This is a genomic window from Streptomyces botrytidirepellens (assembly GCF_003721215.1).
GTDB classification, from domain to species: domain Bacteria; phylum Actinomycetota; class Actinomycetes; order Streptomycetales; family Streptomycetaceae; genus Streptomyces; species Streptomyces himastatinicus.
In genome coordinates, this window is sequence record NZ_RIBZ01000298.1 from 1 (window position 1) to 18210 (window position 18210).

The following is an 18210-nucleotide window of genomic DNA, read 5'->3' on the forward strand; positions in this document are numbered from 1 at the left end:
CGGTCCCGGTCATGCCGACCGGGACCGCCGCGCGGCTGTTCACGGCGCTTCCCGTGCTTACGGGGCTTGCTCCGGCGCCGGGCAGGACACATCGCGCACCGGCCGTTCGCCGCGCACCAGGTAGTCCGTCACCGCGCGGTCCGCGCAGGCGCTGGTGTACGGGGCCGGGACATAGGCCGCGCCGTGGCCCGTGGTGTCGACGGTGACCATCCGCGCCCGGTCGCCGTAGGCGCGCCGCGAGTTGAGCGCCCCGCTGTAGGGGGTGGCGGGGTCGTAGCGGTTCTGGACGAGCAGGACGTTGGACGGGCCCCGGTCGGTGATGCGGACCGGCTTGTCCTGGGGCTTGTACGGCCAGAAGGAACACGGCGTGATGTTCACCGGCATCCCCGCGGTGAGCGGGTGGGAGGCACGACTGGCGGCGACGTCGCGGGCGTGCTCGGGGATCGACGTCGGCCACTCCACGTCGTTGCAGAGGGTCGCGAAGGACACGGCCGCGGTGTCCTGCGGCAGATCCGGCGGCGCCGCGCCGGGCACCTTGCCGTCCTCCGCGTCCCTGACGAGCCGGGCCAGCCCCTCGAACTGGCCCCGGGAGTACAGGGCGGTCAGGACGCTCTGGCGGAACACGTTCCCGTTCAGCACCGGCGGGTTGGCGCCGTCCCAGCGCAGGGGCTCGGCGTCCAGCCGGGCGGCCAGGCCGAGGACGCGGCGGCGCACCCCGGCGGGGGTGTCGGCGAGGCGGACCGGACTGCCGGGGTCCGAGGCCCACTTCGCGAAGGCGGGGAAGGTGTCCTCGGCGCCGACCGCGAAGTTGGCCAGCCAGCGGCGCTCCACCTGCGTGGGATCCGGGTCGTCGTTGCTGTCCAGCACCCAGCGGTCGGTGCGCTCCGGGTACCGCTGCGCGTACACGGACCCCACGTACGTCCCGTACGACCGGCCCCAGGCCGACAGTTTCCGCTCGCCGAGCGCCCGGCGGATGCTGTCGATGTCGCGCGCCTCGTTGACGGTGCTGAGGGTGGGCAGCAGGTCGCCGCCGTTGCGGGCGCAGGTGTCGGCGATGCGGCGGGCGGTGGTGACGTTCCCCGTGATGTCGCCGTCGGCCGCGGGCCAGGGGCGGGCGGTGACCAGGGACCGGTCCCCTGCGGCCAGATCGCAGCTCGCGGACGTGGATCGGCCCATTCCGCGCGGGTCGAAGCTGACGAGGTCGTAGGCGTCCCGCACCGACTGCGGTAGCCGCTTGCCGATGGTGGACGGCCTGTTCAGGCCGGGCTCCCCGGGGCCGCCGGGGATCAGCAGCAGCGTTCCGCGGCGGGCGTCCGGCCGCTCGCTGCGGATGCGGGAGACGGCGAGCGTGATCCGCTTCCCGTCCGGGTCGCGGTAGTTCAGCGGTACGTCGAGCGTGGCGCACTCCTGGCGGGCGTCGTGGCCGGTGCCCTCGCAGGCCCCCCAGCTGAGCGCGCTGGTCGCCTCGGCGGGGGACACGGTGGCCAGGACGGAGGCGGTGGCGGCGACGGCGAGGGCCAGCGCGGCGGTCTTGCCGGTCATCAGTGGCATGGGGACGAGCCTGTCCGAACCGGACGTGCGTGCCCATCCGGTCACCCGGCCGGTGGGCGCTGCGGATAACCCCACCCGTAGGGGGCAAGCCCCGACCGTACCCTTTGCGACAGATTCTCCGATTGGGGACAACCTCCGGACCCCCCGGCCCGTCAAACCTCATGCATCATCCGTCAATCGAGACACTGGGGGTAAGACATGCGACGGTGGGGAACCTCGCTCGCCGCGATCGTGCTGGCAGGCGCCGGACTGGCGGTGACGGCCGGAACAGCGGAGGCGGCGCAGGCCACCGGTGCGGGCACGGCCGCGGCGTGCGCCACCGGCTGGGGCAGCGGCGAGAAGACGGCGCCCTCGGGCAACGCCAAGCCGCTGGAGAACATCAGGACCGGTCAGCACGAGTGCTTCGACCGCATGGTCTTCGACGTGAAGGGCGCCACGGCCGCCGACCGGGTGCGCTTCGACGTGCGGTACGTCGACGCGCTGTACCAGGACGGCTCCGGGGACCCGATCGCGGTGAACGGCGGGGCGATCCTGGACATCCGGGTGGGCGCGCCCAGCTACGACTACGAGTCGGGGCACAGCACGTACCCGGGCAAGGCCAGGCAGCCGCTGCCGGGCGTGAACGTCTCCGGCTACCAGACCTTCCGGGACACCCGCTACGGCGCCAGCTTCGAGGGCGACACCCAGGTCGGCCTCGGCGTGCGGGCCCGGCTGCCGTTCCGGGTCTTCCAGTCCGACGGCAAGGTCATCGTGGACGTCGCCCACTCCTGGACCGCCGCCCGCTGAGCCCGCGTCAGCGCCCACGAACCGACCACGGGGTGCCCAGCCCCGCGAGCACCCGCCGCGAGGGCCGCGGGGCACGGGTCCCTCAAGGGTGCGGGGGCGGTTGCCGGCGCAGCCAGGTACCGACGATGCCTGGCTGGGGCGGGCGGAGCGCCGCAGGCTGAGTCGCATGAACGACACGAAACCTCGCACCGGCCTCCTCACCGACAAGGTCACCCTGATCACCGGCGCCGGACGCGGCATCGGCGCCGCCGCGGCGCGGCTCTTCGCCCGGGAGGGCGCGAAGGTGGTCCTGGCCGCACGCACCGAATCCGAGCTGAAGGCCGTGGTCGAGGAGATCCGGGCGGCGGGCGGCACCGCCGACCATGTGGTGTGCGACCTGGCCGACCCGGCGAGCGTCCGCGGCGCCGTCGACACGGCCGTACGGCTGCACGGCCGCCTGGACGCCGCCTTCAACAACGCGGGGGCGGTGCAGCCGGTGGCCCCCGTGGCCGATCTGCCGGAGGACGACTTCGACCTGGCCGTCACGGTCAACTTCAAGGGCACCTGGCTGGCCATGGCGGCCGAGATCGCGGCGATCCGCGCGACGGCGGGCGGCGGCTCGATCGTCAACAACAGCAGCGTGGGCAGCCTCATGGCCAATCCGGAGCTGCCCGCGTACGGGGCCGCCAAGCGGGCGGTCAACAGCCTGACCGAATCCGCCGCCGTCACGTACGGCCCGGAGGGCATCCGGGTCAACGCCATTGCCCCCGGCACCCATGTGACCGCCATGCTCGCCTCCTGGGAGGAGCGCAGCCCGGGGATCGTGGACCAGCTCAACGCCCGCACCCCGCTGGGCCGCGCCGCCGAACCGGAGGAGAGCGCGGAGGCCGCGGCCTGGCTGCTGAGCGACCGCGCGTCGTACGTCACGGGCGTGGTGCTGCCCGTGGACGGCGGCATGCAGGCCTGAGCGCGAGCCTCACCCACGCGGGCGTGAGCACGAGCCTCGACGAGGGTCAGCGCAGCCGCGCGTCCACCGTCGCCGGGTCGAACAGGGCGTCGGCGACCATGTGGGCCGCGCCGGTGACGCCCGCGCGGGTGCCCAGCGGGGACAGGACGACGCGCAGGTCGCGGGTGGCCAGCGGCAGGGACCGCCGGTAGGTGACCTCGCGGATGCCCGCGATCAGGTGTTCCTGGGCGTGGGCGAGCCCGCCGCCGACGACCAGGATGGACGGGTTGAGGAGGCTGACCGCGTCGGCGACGCCCTGGCCGAGCAGGCGGCCCGCCTGTCGCAGCAGCCGTACGGCGTCGCCGTTGCCGGAGCGGACGAGGGCGACGACGTCGTCGGTGGTGGCGACGTCGTGCCCGGCGGCGGTGAGATCGCGGACCAGGGCCCAGCCACCGGCCAGGGCCTCCAGACAGCCGGAGTTGCCGCAGCGGCAGACGGGGGCGTCGGGGGAGGTCTCGTCGAGGCCGGGGGCGGGGATGTGGCCGATGTCGCCCGCGGCGCCCTGGGAGCCGTGGTGGAGCGCGCCGCCGAGGACGAGGCCGGAGCCGATGCCGGTGCCCGCCTTGACGAAGAGCAGATGGCGGCGGTCGGGCCAGTTGACCCGGTGCTCGCCGAGGGCCATCAGGTTGGTGTCCTTGTCGGCGAGGACCGGGCAGTCGTAGCCGCCGCGGAAGAAGTCCGGCACGGTGTAGCCGTCCCAGCCGGTCATGATGGGCGGGCTGACGACGCGTCCGGTGCCCGCCTCCACCGGGCCGGGCACCCCGATGCCGATGCCGCGCACCCGGTCGGCCGGTTCGCCCGCGTCCTTCAGCAGCCGCCGGAAGTCGGCGGCGACCTGCCCGAGCACCACGTCCGGGCCCTCGGCCACGCTGAGGTCGCGGCGGTGCGAGACGAGGACGTCGCAGCCCATGTCGGCGAGCGCGGTGTGCACATGGCTGCCGCCGATGTCGGCGAGGAGCAGCACCCCGGCGTCGCGGCGCAGCCGGAAGGAGCCCGCCGGGCGGCCGCCGGTGGAGTCGGCCGCGCCGGACACCTCCAGATAACCGGCCTCGCCCAGTGCCTCCAGCCGCGTGGCCATGGTGGAGCGGGACAGTCCGGTCGCGGCCATGAGCTGGGCCCGGGTGGTGGCCCGGCCGCCGCGGATGAGCGCCAGCACCGCCCCTGGGCCCGTCGGATGCGCCTGACCTGCCGAGACCGCCTCCGCCACTGGGCCCTGTCCTCCATGTTCACGCTCTGTTCGGTACCGCCCACACCGTACCGCCCTTTACGACCGAACCCAAGCACACTTATGTATTGCCCTCACGCAAAAGATGCGTAACATCAGGCAGGCATCACGCACGCAACGACGCGGAGGGACCTTGATGAACGACCTCGGAGTGCACGCCCTGGTGTGGACCGGCGACTGGACGCCCGAAGGCGCCCGGACCGCCGCGGCCCGCAGCCGCGAGGCCGGATACGACCTGGTCGAGATCTCCCTCCACGACCCGGAGCTGGTCGACGTGAAGGACACCCGCCAGGTCCTCGCCGACCACGGCCTGCGCGTGGCCTGCTCCCGCGGCCTCTCCTTCGACTCCGACGTCTCCTCCGACGACCCGGACACCGCCGCCCGCGGCGAGGCGCTGCTGCGCCGGGCCCTGCGCATCACCCATGACCTCGGCGGCGACTACTTCGGCGGGGTGCTCTACAGCGCCCTCGGCAAGTACGGCCGCCCCGCCACCGCCCGGGGGCGCGAGCACGCCGTCCGGGCGCTGCGCCGACTGGCCGCCGAGGCGGACGGCCTCGGGGTGACGCTCGGCCTGGAGGTGGTCAACCGGTACGAGACCAACGTCGTCAACACCGCCCGCCAGTGCCTGGACCTGATCGACGAGATCGGCGCCTCCAACGTCCTGGTCCACCTGGACACGTACCACATGAACATCGAGGAGCAGGACTTCTCCCGCCCCGTCCGCGCCTGCGGCGACCGCCTCGGCTACGTCCACATCGGCGAGTCCCACCGCGGCTACCTCGGCTCCGGCACCATCGACTTCCCCGCGTTCTTCCACGCCCTCGCCGACATCGGCTACCGGGGCCCGATCACCTTCGAGAGCTTCTCGTCGGCCGTCGTCGCCCCCGGCCTCTCCCACGACCTCGCCGTCTGGCGGAACCTGTGGTCCGACGGCCCGGACCTCGCCGCCCACGCCCGCTCGTACATCGCCGACCAGATCAAGGCCGCGCACGCCCACACCGCGGCCTGACGCCCGCCCCGCGGTTCGACGCCCCCACCGCGGCCCGACGCCCCGACCCGCCCCAGCACGGAAAGCACCCGCCATGACTCCCCAGCAACTCCTCGACCGCGCCCGGCGCCTGGCCGACTCCGGCCGCCGCCGACTGCTCGGCATCGCCGGACCGCCCGGGGCCGGCAAGACCACCCTCGCCGAGTACCTGGTCGGCGCGCTCGGCCCCGACCGCGCGGTCCTGGTCCCGATGGACGGCTTCCACCTCGCCGACGTCGAGCTGCGCCGCCTGGGCCTGCTGGGCCGCAAGGGCGCCCCGGAGACCTTCGACCCGTACGGCTACACCGCGCTGCTGCGGCGCCTCAAGGAGCCGCGCCCCGGCGAGCCGGTGTACGCGCCGGGCTTCGAACGCGAACTGGAGCAGCCCATCGCGGGCTCCATCCCGGTCGCCCCGGACGTCCCGCTCGTCATCACCGAGGGCAACTACCTGCTGCTGGATGACGCGCCCTGGCGCCCGGTCCGCGAACTGCTCGACGAGACCTGGTGGGTCGAGCTGGACACCGAGGAGCGGGTACGGCGGCTGATCGACCGCCATGAGCGGTTCGGCAAGGAGCCCGCCGAGGCCGAACGCTGGGTCCTCACCACGGACGAGGCCAACGCCCGCCGCGTCGCCCCCGGCCGCGACGCCGCCGACCTCGTCATCGGCTTCACCGCCGACCCGGGCGAGACCGACCCAGGCGAGACCGACCCAGGCGAGACCGACCCAGGCGAGACCGACTCAGGGGAGACGCGGGCATGACCGGCACCCTGAGCCTCGGGGCCGTCGACTGGTTCCTGCTCGCCGTCTACTTCGGCGCGATCATCGCCATCGGCCTCTACACCAAGCGCGCCGTCCGCACCACCGGCGACTTCTTCCTCGCCGGGCGCTCCATGCCCGCCTGGATCACCGGCCTCGCCTTCATATCCGCCAACCTCGGCGCCCTGGAGATCATCGGCGGCGCGGCCAACGGCGCCCAGTACGGGGCCGCCGCGGTGCACTTCTACTGGCTCGGCGCGATCCCCGCGATGGTCTTTCTCGGCGTCGTGATGATGCCGTTCTACTACTCGACGCGGGTGCACAGCGTCTCCGAGTATCTGCGCCGCCGCTTCAACAACCAGACCCACCTGCTCAACAGCGTCGTCTTCGCCGTCGCGCAGATGCTGCTCGCGGGCGTCAACCTCTTCGCCCTCGCGCTGATCGTCAAGCTGCTGATCGGCTGGCCGCTGTGGCTGTCGATCGTGCTGTCCGCGGTCTTCGTCCTCGCGTACATCACCCTGGGCGGGCTGGCGGGCGCGATCTACGGCGAGGTGCTCCAGTTCTTCGTCATCCTCGCCGGGNGGGCGCGATCTACGGCGAGGTGCTCCAGTTCTTCGTCATCCTCGCCGGGCTGATCCCCATCGTCGTCATCGGCCTCCACACCGTCGGCGGCTTCGGCGGCCTGAAGGACGCCGTCCAGGACCCCACCCTGCTGCACACCTGGCAGGGCACCACCCCCGGCCACTGGACCAACCCGCTCGGCGACTGGATCGGCCTCGCCATGGGCGAGGGCTTCGTCCTCGCCTTCGGCTACTGGACCACCAACTTCGCCGAGGTGCAGCGCTCGCTCGCCGCCAAGGACCTCAACGCCGCCCGCCGCACCCCGCTCATCGCGGCCTTCCCCAAGATGGCGCTGCCGCTGTTCACCGTGGTCCCCGGCATGATCGCCCTGGTCATCATCCCCAAGCTGGGGAAGCCCGGCGGGCCCACGTACAACGACGTCATCCCCGAGATGATGCAGCGCTTCCTGCCCACCGGAGTCCTCGGCATCGCCCTCACCGGCCTGCTCGCCGCCTTCATGGCGGGCATGGCCGCCAACATCTCCGGCTTCAACACCGTGTTCACGTACGACATCTGGAAGCCGTACGTGGTGCGCGACCGCGACGACCGCTACTACCTCACCGCCGGGCGCTACGCCACGGTCGCGGGCATCGCGGTGAGCGTCGCCGCGGCGTTCGTCGCCTCCGAGTACAACAACATCCAGAACTACATCCAGCTCCTCTTCTCCTTCTTCAACTCGCCGCTCTTCGCGACGTTCCTGCTGGCGATGTTCTGGAAGCGGGTCACCCCGTGGGCGGGCTTCTGGGGCATGCTCTCCGGCACGGCCGCGGCCGCCGTCGCCCACCTCTCCGCCTACCACATCGGCTGGTTCTACCCCGGCGGCGAAGTCGGCCCGCACGACACCATCAACGCCCAGATGGCCAACTTCTACGGCGCCCTCTTCGCCTTCGTCGTGGACGCCGTCGTCACGATCGCGGTCACCTTCATCACCCGGCCGAAGCCGGAGTCCGAACTCCGCGGCCTCGTCCGGGGCCTCCCCGACCCCGACTCCCCCGACGCCCACGAAGCCTCCGTACGGCAGCCCTGGTGGAAGTCCCCGGTCGTCCTCGGCGGCATCATCCTGGCGCTGACGGCGGCCCTGAGCGTCTGGCTGGTGGTCGCCGTATGAACGGAGAGAACCCCATGACCCCGGGAAAGACCTTCGACGTCCGCTGGCTCATCGCCGGACTCCTCGGCCTGTACGGCGCCGTCCTCACCGTCCTCGGCATCACCGACGGCCCCGCCGAACTGGCCAAGGCCGACGGCATCCGCATCAACCTCTGGATCGGCCTCGGCCTCCTGGCCGTGGCGGCAGCGTTCGGCGCCTGGGCGAAGCTCGCCCCGCAGCGCCGCGACGACCGCTGAGCGCGCTGGGTTGTGGCCGAGTTTCGAGGCGCACGAGTACGTCCCGGCTGCTCGGGCTGCCGCATCGTCGGTGAGCTTCAGTCCGGGTCGTCCATAGGTAAAAGGAAACCTTTGGGTGCGGCAGACAGGGAGTTCGCTCCCACCGTGAGCTCATAGGTGGGGCTCAGCCCAATCGGCAGGGTGGTCTTGGCCCTCGCCAACACAATCCGCATGTTTTCCAGGATCGGGTGAGGCACGGTCAGACGCTCGATCCGGTTGGGGAGCGTGAACGTCTCCGGGCCAGCGCCGCCGCGAGACTTGACGCGGCTACCCGTGCGGATTGGTCTACGCACCCCGGGGTACAACGCCGCGTACAGGCCGGCGTAGGTGAGCACGTGGTTGGCGCCCGGGGCAGAGAGACGGCAAACCTGGACATCTTCGACACTACCTTGCTCGACCAGATAGCGGGGCAGCACCTGGGGCTCCTTGCTCAGCAGGGTGGTGACCGCCCACGTACCGGCATCGGAGCGTCCGAGGGCATCGACGTTGAAGAGGTCGACTAGGAGTTGCCAGACGTCCGAGGGCTGAGCAGTGCGGTGGAACGACTCCAGGCGCCGGGGCAGCCGGAACAGCTCTGTCTCGAAGACTTCATGCCAGCGATTCAGTGCATGCCGAGCACCGGCCTGGCGGCTGAGGTCGGTGTCGTAGTCCGCGATGACACGCTCGCGCCGGGCGCGTACTTGACTCTGCCGGAGTTCGCCCAGTTCGTATGTCAGGACGCGGCGAATCCGTTGGACGGGTCGGCCGTACGCGGCCGCCAGTTCGATCAGGTTCGGGTCGGTGAGTGCCGGCCCATCCCATGGCCCGGCCTTGGGCACGTAGCGCTCAGCCATGGCCACGACCAGCTCGAAAGCACGGCCCTGGCGCCGTTGCACGGCCGGCGTCCGGTCGATGGCCATAACGACCATCTGACGGGGCATGCCCATGGCCGCGGCGACCTCGTCGATGAACTGAGGACGGCGGCTTGGCACGATGCCCTCAGTCTCAAACCGGCGGTAGTTCTTGGGGGAGATTCCGAGGCGGGTTACGACGTCCTCGGCTCGCAGCCCGGATGCGCGGCGAAAGTCAGCGAGCGTCCACGTGTTGCGTTCGTCGAGGTTCATGAGCTGCCAAGGATGGATCCTCAGGGCCCGAGCGAGGGCTCGCACGCGCGGAGGGTCTGGCACTCGATGCCCATTCTCGTAGGCCAGGATCTGTGCTTTCGTCGCTCCGACAGCTTCAGCGAGCTGCTCGGCGGTCATCGACACCGCGTTCGGACGCGCGTAGAGGTTCATTCGGTGGGCTCGCAGCTCGGTGGAGCTGAAATTGGCCAGGCCCCGTGCCATCCGTGTGCTCTTTCTCGTCGGCGGGACCAGTTTAGAGGTACCATCCGAATGCCACAGCCGGGTTACATCGTCGGCTTCCCGGGGCTCGACCTGGACTACCGTGTTTTTTAGCGGCAGAACTGGTAGATGCTCAAGCGGAAATGCGCGACGTTAGACGCCGTTGGCCGCACGGTTGGGACCGCGGTCCGCGTGTATCGGTTATGGAAGAGGCCCTGTACCTCCACGGTTCATGACTCCGTTGGCGGGGGCACAGGGCCAGCGTCTGGGAGCAGGCTCCCGGGAGGCCCTCTGTTGCAGCAGGGGGCCTCAGACGTCTAGAGAGAGCTGTCGATCATATGACGCAGCCAGGCACCCAGTGCCTGTAGCGTCAGCCAACCGATCACCTTTCTGACGATCTTCCGGTTGTTCCGCTCCCCGCCATCTGGCGGGTTCTCCATCCGCAACACCTCCTCTCGGTCGCGGAGCCGATCGGCCCCGATCGGGTCAACCGACCGACGGATTACGCCGCGAGAGAAGATGTTGAGACGAGCATATCGGGTCCCGGGTACAACACCGGTCCGCCAGCGACCACTCCGGAACAAACTCCAGCCGTAAAACGCTCGGTGACGAGTAGTTGATCTCTACGCCTTTAGGGTTTCACTACACTGAGCTGTGAAAACGTCTGCGAACAATGGCTGCTGGGGCGGGGTTTCGGGAGGGGCGACACGACTCAGGAGCGAGTAAGTCGTCTACGTCATATGGCGCAGTCTTGACTGTTGCCACACTCACGGAATCTCAACCGTGTGGTGTCTGTCACTGCCTGTGCATTCTCCCGGATCGTAGGGCGCGCGACAGCAAGCTGTCCCCACCTACAGCTGGGAACCGACCACTACTTGCGCGGACGAGTCGCAAGGCCCGAGTGACAGCCCTCGCCGCCTCGCTCGCCGAATGCTGCCGACAGCACGAGCTGGCTCTGTCCGAACTCTTCACCGAGCACGGGCCGATCGACGAGGTTCGATCGCCGACTTTCTTGGGGCTGCTCGACATTCTCGCGCTGCCGCACGCGTACGGCGTGGTCCTTGCCCACGCGTAGCCACTTCGGCCCCAACCGCATCGTGGTGGAGCGCGAACGGCAGATAGCCGGGACAAGCGCGCCTGATCGTGGTCGGCTACAAGTGGGACGTCGCGCGGGTGCCCGCCGACGTCGGATTCCTCGCGCTCGCACCGCGGCCGGGGCGATCCTCGCCGACCCGGCATTCCTGCCTCCGTTGTCATCCCGGCCGGGCGCGCCCATGGCACATCGACGTGCACCCCATTCCAGCGAACGACATGGTGCAGCGTGGGCATGCGACGGAGATGAGACAGCTACCGTCAGGAACCGTCCGAGGTGAGCTGAAGGATGTAGTGCCGGATGTGAGGCGGCATCTTCTCGGGCAGCTGGCCCAGAGGGACCAGCCGTAGTGCTTGGCCCTCACCGAGGACGAGTTCGCTCTCCTCGCCGTCCCAGGTGCCGAGGAACACGTGCGGCGGAGCCTTGAAGGGGTCGTACGGGGTCACCGCGGCCTCCTCGATCGTGTCCGGCACGATGCCGGTCTCCTCCTTGATTTCGCGGAGGATGGTGTCGATCGGGGCCTCGCCCGGTTCCCGTCCGCCTCCTGGGAGGGACCAATACCCCGGCCACCAGATGTCGGGCTTCTCGTCCCGGAGTTGCAGGATGATTTCCCTGCGGCCGGTGAGGATCACGGCCAAGCATCCGGGGTTCTTCTTCGGCGGATCCTCAGCCACAACCGTCCTCCCCGACGACATGTGCGCAGCGGTGGCCCCCACCGTAGCGGTAGGGGCCACCGGCTTCTCAGGATTGCCCGGCTTCTTCACCCCAAGTGAGGGCGAGACGTGCCCAGACGGTCTTGCCGATCGGGCTGCGAGGGCGGTGACCGGTCTCCTTGGCCAGGGCTGCGACAAGCTGGAGGCCACGACCGTTCTCGTCGTTCTCGGTGGCCTCCGTACGACGGGGCAGCCGATTGCTGGCCGCGTCGGAGACCTCGACGAGGCAACTGGTGTCCTCGTGGGTCAGGCGCACTTCGAAGAGGTGACCGCGCTTGTTGCCGTGCTGCACGGCGTTGGTGGCCAGCTCGCTGCAGACGAGGACCATCCGGTCGATGTCTTCCTCTCCGTAGCCCCAGTTACGAAGCGCTTTGCCGACCTGGCTTCGAGCAAGGCGGACGCATCTGGGTGGGGACGTGAACTGCATCTTCCATTGCCGCGTGGCGGGCTGCTGTGGGTTGGGGGTGGTCATCGGGAGCATCGCGTCCCCTCGTCGCGGGTGGTTCCAGGGGGCAAGCTCACCCGATCGACAACTACGGAAACAGGCCATGGTGATTACCCAACGTGGGTAAAATCCTCGACGGTTCACTGCCCAGACGGCCCACTATCGTGGGACGAGGAAGAGGGGCACGAGTGCCCGGACCGCAGCCTCACCACAGGCTTCCGCCCGCGTTGCTGACCAGCCACGAGTGGCAGGACGCATGCCGGGGCCGCGACTTCGCCCGCATCTTCCGGCTGGTCAAGCTCAGGGCAGGGATCTACCCCTCTCGTATCGCCGCCCTCTGCGGCATGACGCCCAGCAGGGTTGGCGAAATCATGGCCGGGCGCCGCACCCTGGCACACATCGATGTCATCGAGCGAGTCGCCGACGGACTGCGCATCCCCGGCGCAATGCTGGGTCTCGCTCATCGTCCCTGGGAGATCCCTCCACCGGACCATGTACGCGAGCGCGCCCCGGGACGAGAGCCAGAGCCTGTGCACTCCCCGACGCCCTCCGGTCCTGCTCCCAGCGACAGTCTTGAAGACCTCCTGACCCTGGCTGACGGGCGGGTCACGCGCTCCACGCTGAGGGCGCTGCGCTCCTCGGTGGAGGACTACTGGCGTCGCGACGACCAACACGGCGGCGCATCGCTTCGCCCCGCCATCGTGGGGCACCTCACGTACGTCACCCAGATGATGCGAACCGCCGACGACCCTCTGGAGCGAGACCTGCGATGCCTCGCCGCCGAGCTGGCACGCCTCGCGGGGTGGGCATACTTCGATGCCCGCCAGTACAGCACCGCGCGCATCTACTTCACCCAGGCCCTCGGCCTCTCCCACGGGCAGAATGATCGCCTTTTCATGGCCAACGTGCTCTCCTGCATGAGTCTGCAGGCCACCTATGAAGGCAATGCGGTGGACGCCATCGCCCTCGCCTGCAAGGCCCAGGACGCTGCGCGGGCCGCAGGTGACCAGCCGCTGGGCCCTCCACGCCTACTGGCTCGCCACAGCCCAGTTCCAGCAGGGCAAACTCGACGCGGCCTGCCGCAGCGCCGCACTCGCGCTCGACCTGACGGCCGCCATCGACTCGCCCCGGGTCGCTGGGCACCTCCAGGAGTTTCGCCGCCGCCTCACTCCGTACGCCCGCGAGACGCCCGTGATCAGGTTCGAGCAGCGGATGCGAGAGGCACTGCACTAACCGGTGGCCTTGGTGGCCTCGTCCAGGAGCAGGTACAACAGGCCGACCAGGCTGCCGCTGCTGACGATCTCGCGACGGTCGATCATCCCGCGGATCTCCGCGAGCGGAATCCACTCGACGCGGTCCGATTCGTTCAGTTCGGTCGGCGGACCGGCGTACGTGGCACCGTCGGCGCGGAAGACGTGGTGTTCGGAGTCGGTGATGCCGTTCGCGGGCTGGGCGTAAACCAGAGGCTTCACTGCCTCCACCCGCCAGCCGGTCTCCTCTTCGACCTCGCGCACGGCGGCCTGCTCGGGGGTCTCGTCGGGCTCGATGAGCCCCATGGGCAACTCCCAGCCCCAGGTGTCGGTGACAAACCGGTGCCGCCACATCATCAGCACCCGCTTCTGTTCATCGACCACGGCGGCGACAGCCAGGTGCCGCATCCGCACCACATGGTGTTCCCAACGATGACCATCCGGCTGCTGGACGTCCACGAGCCACAGGTTCACCCACGGATTGCTGTAGATCTGCCGCTCGCCATGGACCGTCCACCGCATGAGCCACTCCCCTTTGCCGACGCGGCTCCCAGCATGTCACTCGCACGAAAACGCAGTCGGGCCGGACGCGCATGTGCGCATCCGGCCCGTCCGGCGTGGCGGGTAGGACTACTCGCCGCGGTTCAGGCGCTGGGCGACCTCCGTTGCCCAGTAGGTGAGGATCATCCCCGCGCCCGCGCGGCGGATCGAGGTGAGGGATTCCATGATGGCGCGGTCGCGGTCGATCCAGCCGTTCGCGGCGGCCGCTTCGATCATCGCGTACTCGCCGGAGATCTGGTACGCGGCCACCGGGACGTCCACCGCGTCGGCGATGCGGTGGAGGATGTCCAGGTACGGGAGGGCCGGCTTGACCATGACCATGTCGGCGCCCTCGGACAGGTCCAGTTCCAGCTCGCGCAAGGATTCGCGGGCGTTGGGCGGGTCCTGCTGGTACGTCTTGCGGTCGCCCTTGAGGGACGAGCCGACCGCCTCGCGGAACGGGCCGTAGAAGGCGGAGGCGTACTTGGCGGTGTACGCGAGGATCGACACGTCCTGGAACCCGGCGCCGTCCAGGGCCTCGCGGATGACGGCGACCTGGCCGTCCATCATGCCGCTCGGACCCACCGCGTGGACGCCCGCGTCGGCCTGGACGCGGGCCATCTCGGCGTAGCGCTCCAGGGTGGCGTCGTTGTCGATCCGGCCCTCGGCGTCCAGGACGCCGCAGTGGCCGTGGTCGGTGTGCTCGTCCAGGCACAGGTCCGACATGATCACGAGGTCGTCGCCGACCTCGGCGCGCACGTCGCGGATGGCGGCCTGGAGGATGCCGTCCGGGTCGGTGCCGGGGGTGCCGACGGCGTCCTTCTTGGACTCCTCCGGCACCCCGAACAGCATGATCCCGCCGAGGCCCGCCGCGACCGCCTCGGCCGCGGCCTTCCGCAGGCTGTCCCGGGTGTGCTGGAGGACGCCCGGCATCGACTGGAGCGGCACCGGCTCGCTGACGTCCTCCCGCACGAACGCGGGCAGGATCAGCTCGGCCGGGTGCAGCCGGGTCTCGGCGACCATGCGCCGCATCGCCGGTGTCGTACGCAGCCGCCGGGGACGGGCCCCGGGGAAGTTGCCGTACTGCGTGCTCACGAGCGTGCCCTCCTTCGCGATCCGGGCCGTCGCTCGCTCGGGCGCGTGACCGGGTCCCCGGCCTCGACCGCGGCCTGGCGCCGCGCCGCGCCGAAGTCCGCGAGCGCCTCGGCCAGCTTGAGCACCGAGGGCTCGGGCGACAGCACGTCCACCCGCAGGCCGTGCTCCTCCGCGGTCTTCGCGGTGGCCGGGCCGATACAGGCGATGACAGTGACGTTGTGCGGCTTGCCCGCGATGCCGACGAGGTTCCGCACGGTGGACGACGAGGTGAAGAGCACCGCGTCGAACCCGCCGCCCTTGATGGCCTCACGGGTCTCGGCCGGCGGCGGCGAGGCGCGCACGGTGCGGTACGCGGTGACGTCGTCGACCTCCCAGCCCAGCTCGATCAACCCGGCGACCAGGGTCTCGGTGGCGATGTCGGCGCGCGGCAGGAACACCCGGTCGATCGGGTCGAAGACCGGGTCGTACGGCGGCCAGTCCTCCAGCAGCCCGGCAGCGGACTGCTCACCGCTGGGCACCAGATCCGGCTTCACACCGAAGTCGATCAGCGACTTGGCGGTCTGCTCGCCGACCGCCGCGACCTTGATCCCGGCGAACGCGCGGGCGTCGAGCCCGTACTCCTCGAACTTCTCGCGCACCGCCTTGACCGCGTTGACCGAGGTGAAGGCGATCCACTCGTAGCGCCCGGTGACCAGGCCCTTGACCGCGCGCTCCATCTGCTGCGGGGTGCGCGGCGGCTCGACGGCGATCGTCGGCACCTCGCTGGGCACCGCGCCGTACGAACGCAGCTGGTCCGAGAGCGAGGCGGCCTGCTCCTTGGTGCGCGGCACCAGGACCTTCCAGCCGAACAGCGGCTTGGACTCGAACCAGGACAGCTGGTCGCGACGCTCGGCCGCGCCGCTCTCGCCGACGACCGCTATCACGGGCTGCGAGCCCTGCGGCGACGGCAGCACCTTCGCGGACTTCAGCACCTGCGCGATGGTGCCGAGCGTCGCCGTCCAGGTGCGCTGACGGGTGGTGGTACCGGCGACGGTGACCGTCAGCGGGGTGTCCGGCTTGCGGCCCGCGGACACCAGTTCGCCCGCGGCGGCCGCGACCGTCTCCAGGGTGGCGGAGACGACGGCCGTCGAGTCGGACGAGCCGACCTCGCTCCAGCAGCGCTCGTCGGCGGTGCGGGCGTCCACGAAGCGCACGTCGGCGCCCTGGGAGTCCCGCAGCGGCACCCCCGCGTAGGCGGGCACGCCCACCGCGGACGCGACACCGGGGACCACCTCGAAGACGATGCCCTCGGCGGCGCACGCCAGCATCTCGTCGGCGGCGTATCCGTCCAGGCCAGGGTCGCCCGCTACCGCGCGGACGACCCGCTTGCCGCCGCGCGCGGCCGCCATGACAAGATTGGTGCTGTCCCGCAATACCGGGACCTCGGCGGTGCCTGACGACGCATCAGGGTCCGCCTGCCCTGGCGTGCCCTGAGCTTCCGCGGCCACGCCCGGCCTGACGTGCGTACGTACCACGTCGAGCACGTGCGGATCGGCGATCAGCACGTCCGCGGCCGCTAGGGCCTCCACGGCCCGCAGCGTCAGTAGGCCCGGATCTCCTGGGCCGGCACCGAGGAAGGTGACGTGCCCGCAGCCGGGGTGATTCGGGGCATTGGGGTTCAAAGTGCTCGCTCCCCCATAAGACCGGCCGCACCCTTGGCGAGCATCTCGGCGGCGAGTTCGCGACCGAGGTCCGCGGCCTGATCGGGCGACGCGGGTACGGGACCGGTGGTGGACAGCTGCACCAGCGTCGAGCCGTCGGTCGTGCCGACGACGCCGCGCAGGCGCATTTCGGTGACAACCTGACCGTCGCCCAACAGGTCGGCCAACGCCCCCACAGGTGCGCTGCAGCCGGCCTCCAGGGCGGCGAGCAGGGAACGCTCGGCGGTCACGGCGGCCCGCGTGTGCGGGTCGTCGAGTCCGGCGAGCAGGGCAGTCAACTCCGCGTCGTCCGCGGCACATTCGACTGCCAGAGCCCCCTGGCCGGGGGCGGGCAAAACATGGTCGGCGTCGAGGATCTCGGTCGCCTCGCCGATCCGCCCCAGGCGGGTCAGCCCGGCGGCGGCGAGCACCACGGCGTCCAGTTCACCGGAGCGGACGTAGCCGATCCGGGTGCCGACGTTGCCGCGGATCGGCACGGTCTCGACATCGAGCCCGAACGACCGCGCCCACGCGTTGAGCTGCGCGGCACGGCGCGGCGATCCGGTGCCTATCCGGGCGCCGGGCGGCAGCTGTTCGAAGGTGAGGCCGTCGCGCGCGATGAGCGCGTCGCGCGGGTCCTCGCGCCGCGGGATCGCGGCCAGGGTCAGACCCTCCGGCTCGGCGGTCGGCAGGTCCTTCAGCGAGTGGACGGCGAAGTCGATCTCGCCGCCCAGCAGCGCCTCGCGCAGCGCCGAGACGAAGACGCCGGTGCCGCCGATCTGCGCGAGCTGCTCGCGCGAGACGTCCCCGTACGTCGTGATCTCGACCAGCTCGACGGGGCGGCCGGTCAGCTCGCGCACCGCGTCGGCTATCAGGCCGGACTGGGCCATGGCGAGCGCACTGCGGCGGGTCCCCAGCCGCAGCGGGGTGGCGGGGGCGGTGGTCATGCCCGGCCTCCCTTCGGGTCGTTCGGTTCGGCGGCGCCCGCCGGGTCCGAGCCGCTGGTGTCGGCCCGGCTGACGGCGGCAACCGCCTGGGGGTCGAGGTCGAAGAGCTCGCGCAGCGCGTCCGCGTAGCCCGCGCCGCCCGGAGTGCTCGCCAGCTCCTTGACCCGCACGGTGGGCGCGTGCAGCAGCTTGTCGACGACCCGGCGCACGGTCTGGGTGATCTCCGAGCGCTGCTTGTCGTCCAGATCGGGCAGGCGTCCGTCGAGCCGGGCGATCTCACTCGCGACGACATCTGCCGCCATGGTACGCAGCGCGACCACGGTCGGCGTGATGTGCGCGGCGCGCTGGGCCGCCCCGAAGGCGGACACCTCGGCGGAGACGATTCCGCGGACCTTGTCGACGTCGGCGGCCAGCGCGACCGCGGACGACCCCGAGTCGTCGGCAGGGGTGGCGGCCGCCTCGGCGAGGGACTCGATGTCGACCAGTCGCAGCCGCTCGATCCGGTGCGCCGCCGCGTCTATGTCGCGCGGCATCGCCAGGTCCAGCAGCGAGACGGTGGCGGCGTGCCCGCCGGAGGGGCAGCCCGCCCGCTGGGTGAGGGCGGTGCGCAGATCGTCCTCGGTCAGCACCAGGCCGGTCGCGCCCGTACAGGAGACGACGATGTCGGCGTGCGGCAGCTCGTTGGCGACCCGGTCGCGCGGCACGGCGCGGGCGATCAGGCCGGGCCGCTGCTCCGGGGCGGCCTCGCGCGCGGCGTCGGCCGCGAGGTCCGCGACGGCGACGGCGGCGCC

19 protein-coding genes and 1 pseudogene are annotated in these 18210 nt (G+C 70.9%); 10 read left to right on the forward strand and 10 right to left on the reverse strand.

Annotation, left to right across the window (positions count from 1 at the left end; translation table 11 throughout):
- Positions 1 to 57 precede the first annotated feature (57 nt).
- On the reverse strand, positions 58 to 1551 hold the full coding sequence (locus EEJ42_RS24775; protein WP_123103023.1) for an alpha/beta hydrolase: 1494 nt from the start codon (positions 1549 to 1551) through the stop codon (positions 58 to 60).
- Between the two features lie 198 nt (positions 1552 to 1749).
- On the opposite strand from EEJ42_RS24775, the gene EEJ42_RS24780 reads away from it, so the two are divergent.
- Together EEJ42_RS24780 and EEJ42_RS24785 are read left to right on the forward strand one after the other, a co-directional pair.
- Entirely contained in the window at positions 1750 to 2337 is a 588-nt protein-coding gene (locus EEJ42_RS24780; protein ID WP_123103025.1) for an AMIN-like domain-containing (lipo)protein, read from the forward strand.
- Between the two features lie 166 nt (positions 2338 to 2503).
- Positions 2504 to 3283, forward strand: a complete 780-nt coding sequence (locus EEJ42_RS24785; protein WP_123103027.1) for an SDR family NAD(P)-dependent oxidoreductase — start codon at positions 2504 to 2506, stop codon at positions 3281 to 3283.
- Between the two features lie 46 nt (positions 3284 to 3329).
- On the opposite strand, the gene EEJ42_RS24790 is transcribed toward EEJ42_RS24785, so the two are convergent.
- Entirely contained in the window at positions 3330 to 4529 is a 1200-nt protein-coding gene (locus tag EEJ42_RS24790) for an ROK family transcriptional regulator (protein WP_246097337.1), read from the reverse strand.
- Positions 4530 to 4683: 154 nt separating this feature from the next.
- Between EEJ42_RS24790 and EEJ42_RS24795 the strand changes: the two genes are divergently transcribed.
- From EEJ42_RS24795 to EEJ42_RS24810, 5 genes are all read left to right on the forward strand, one after another.
- The gene (locus tag EEJ42_RS24795; RefSeq protein ID WP_123103029.1) at positions 4684 to 5556 is read left to right on the forward strand and encodes a sugar phosphate isomerase/epimerase family protein; all 873 of its coding nucleotides are present in this window, start codon (positions 4684 to 4686) and stop codon (positions 5554 to 5556) included.
- A gap of 73 nt (positions 5557 to 5629) precedes the next feature.
- On the forward strand, positions 5630 to 6334 hold the full coding sequence (locus EEJ42_RS24800; protein ID WP_123103031.1) for a nucleoside/nucleotide kinase family protein: 705 nt from the start codon (positions 5630 to 5632) through the stop codon (positions 6332 to 6334).
- Between the two features lie 131 nt (positions 6335 to 6465).
- Positions 6466 to 6966 (forward strand): sodium:solute symporter family transporter, encoded by a 501-nt coding sequence (locus EEJ42_RS54730; RefSeq protein ID WP_425472957.1) that lies wholly within the window; start codon positions 6466 to 6468, stop codon positions 6964 to 6966.
- Complete coding sequence (locus EEJ42_RS24805) at positions 6933 to 8060, forward strand: sodium:solute symporter family transporter (RefSeq protein WP_425472956.1); 1128 nt, start codon at positions 6933 to 6935, stop codon at positions 8058 to 8060. Before EEJ42_RS54730 ends, EEJ42_RS24805 begins: the two co-directional genes overlap by 34 nt.
- Before the next feature lie 14 nt (positions 8061 to 8074).
- Positions 8075 to 8296, forward strand: coding sequence for a hypothetical protein (locus tag EEJ42_RS24810; protein ID WP_123103033.1), 222 nt, complete (start codon positions 8075 to 8077; stop codon positions 8294 to 8296).
- 77 nt (positions 8297 to 8373) lie between these two features.
- On the opposite strand, the gene EEJ42_RS24815 is transcribed toward EEJ42_RS24810, so the two are convergent.
- Positions 8374 to 9660, reverse strand: coding sequence for a helix-turn-helix domain-containing protein (locus EEJ42_RS24815; protein ID WP_123103035.1), 1287 nt, complete (start codon positions 9658 to 9660; stop codon positions 8374 to 8376).
- A gap of 898 nt (positions 9661 to 10558) precedes the next feature.
- Here EEJ42_RS24815 and EEJ42_RS51125 point away from each other — a divergent pair.
- The gene (locus tag EEJ42_RS51125; protein ID WP_184503258.1) at positions 10559 to 10732 is read left to right on the forward strand and encodes a hypothetical protein; all 174 of its coding nucleotides are present in this window, start codon (positions 10559 to 10561) and stop codon (positions 10730 to 10732) included.
- A 278-nt stretch (positions 10733 to 11010) separates the two neighbouring features.
- On the opposite strand, the gene EEJ42_RS24820 is transcribed toward EEJ42_RS51125, so the two are convergent.
- Positions 11011 to 11424 (reverse strand): NUDIX domain-containing protein, encoded by a 414-nt coding sequence (locus tag EEJ42_RS24820; RefSeq protein ID WP_246097339.1) that lies wholly within the window; start codon positions 11422 to 11424, stop codon positions 11011 to 11013.
- Positions 11425 to 11491: 67 nt separating this feature from the next.
- Positions 11492 to 11935: an ATP-binding protein gene (locus EEJ42_RS24825; protein WP_246097341.1), complete on the reverse strand. Its 444-nt coding sequence runs from the start codon at positions 11933 to 11935 to the stop codon at positions 11492 to 11494.
- 161 nt (positions 11936 to 12096) lie between these two features.
- On the opposite strand from EEJ42_RS24825, the pseudogene EEJ42_RS54865 reads away from it, so the two are divergent.
- A pseudogene (locus tag EEJ42_RS54865) lies at positions 12097 to 12855 on the forward strand (helix-turn-helix domain-containing protein); the annotation flags it as partial.
- Positions 12856 to 12910: 55 nt separating this feature from the next.
- A complete protein-coding gene (locus EEJ42_RS54275) occupies positions 12911 to 13141 on the forward strand; it encodes a hypothetical protein (RefSeq protein WP_123103041.1) in 231 nt (76 codons plus the stop codon).
- On the opposite strand, the gene EEJ42_RS24835 is transcribed toward EEJ42_RS54275, so the two are convergent.
- The 5 genes from EEJ42_RS24835 to EEJ42_RS24855 form a co-directional block, all read right to left on the reverse strand.
- Positions 13138 to 13680 carry an NUDIX hydrolase gene (locus EEJ42_RS24835; protein WP_123103043.1) on the reverse strand — a complete coding sequence of 181 codons (543 nt, stop codon included), beginning with the start codon at positions 13678 to 13680 and terminating at the stop codon, positions 13138 to 13140. The genes EEJ42_RS54275 and EEJ42_RS24835 overlap by 4 nt on opposite strands.
- 108 nt (positions 13681 to 13788) lie before the next feature.
- Complete coding sequence (hemB, locus tag EEJ42_RS24840; protein WP_123103045.1) at positions 13789 to 14793, reverse strand: porphobilinogen synthase; 1005 nt, start codon at positions 14791 to 14793, stop codon at positions 13789 to 13791.
- Positions 14790 to 16454 carry a bifunctional uroporphyrinogen-III C-methyltransferase/uroporphyrinogen-III synthase gene (locus EEJ42_RS24845; protein WP_123103047.1) on the reverse strand — a complete coding sequence of 555 codons (1665 nt, stop codon included), beginning with the start codon at positions 16452 to 16454 and terminating at the stop codon, positions 14790 to 14792. The genes hemB and EEJ42_RS24845 overlap by 4 nt, the downstream gene beginning before the upstream one ends.
- Positions 16451 to 17419: a hydroxymethylbilane synthase gene (gene hemC, locus EEJ42_RS24850; RefSeq protein ID WP_123103049.1), complete on the reverse strand. Its 969-nt coding sequence runs from the start codon at positions 17417 to 17419 to the stop codon at positions 16451 to 16453. Before hemC ends, EEJ42_RS24845 begins: the two co-directional genes overlap by 4 nt.
- Positions 17416 to 18210, reverse strand: a 795-nt coding sequence (locus tag EEJ42_RS24855) for a glutamyl-tRNA reductase (RefSeq protein ID WP_484422011.1), incomplete at its 5' end; no start/stop codon positions are given. The genes EEJ42_RS24855 and hemC, both read right to left, overlap by 4 nt.

Excerpts from the sequence above, each read along its gene's own strand:
- EEJ42_RS24775 (WP_123103023.1), bottom strand. The coding sequence starts at position 1,551 with ATGCCACTGATGACCGGCAAGACCGCCGCGCTGGCCCTCGCCGTCGCC.
- EEJ42_RS24780 (WP_123103025.1), top strand. The coding sequence starts at position 1,750 with ATGCGACGGTGGGGAACCTCGCTCGCCGCGATCGTGCTGGCAGGCGCC.
- EEJ42_RS24785 (WP_123103027.1), top strand. The coding sequence starts at position 2,504 with ATGAACGACACGAAACCTCGCACCGGCCTCCTCACCGACAAGGTCACC.
- EEJ42_RS24795 (WP_123103029.1), top strand. The coding sequence starts at position 4,684 with ATGAACGACCTCGGAGTGCACGCCCTGGTGTGGACCGGCGACTGGACG.
- EEJ42_RS24800 (WP_123103031.1), top strand. The coding sequence starts at position 5,630 with ATGACTCCCCAGCAACTCCTCGACCGCGCCCGGCGCCTGGCCGACTCC.
- EEJ42_RS24810 (WP_123103033.1), top strand. The coding sequence starts at position 8,075 with ATGACCCCGGGAAAGACCTTCGACGTCCGCTGGCTCATCGCCGGACTC.
- EEJ42_RS24815 (WP_123103035.1), bottom strand. The coding sequence starts at position 9,660 with ATGGCACGGGGCCTGGCCAATTTCAGCTCCACCGAGCTGCGAGCCCAC.
- EEJ42_RS24825 (WP_246097341.1), bottom strand. The coding sequence starts at position 11,935 with ATGACCACCCCCAACCCACAGCAGCCCGCCACGCGGCAATGGAAGATG.
- EEJ42_RS24835 (WP_123103043.1), bottom strand. The coding sequence starts at position 13,680 with ATGCGGTGGACGGTCCATGGCGAGCGGCAGATCTACAGCAATCCGTGG.
- hemC (WP_123103049.1), bottom strand. The coding sequence starts at position 17,419 with ATGACCACCGCCCCCGCCACCCCGCTGCGGCTGGGGACCCGCCGCAGT.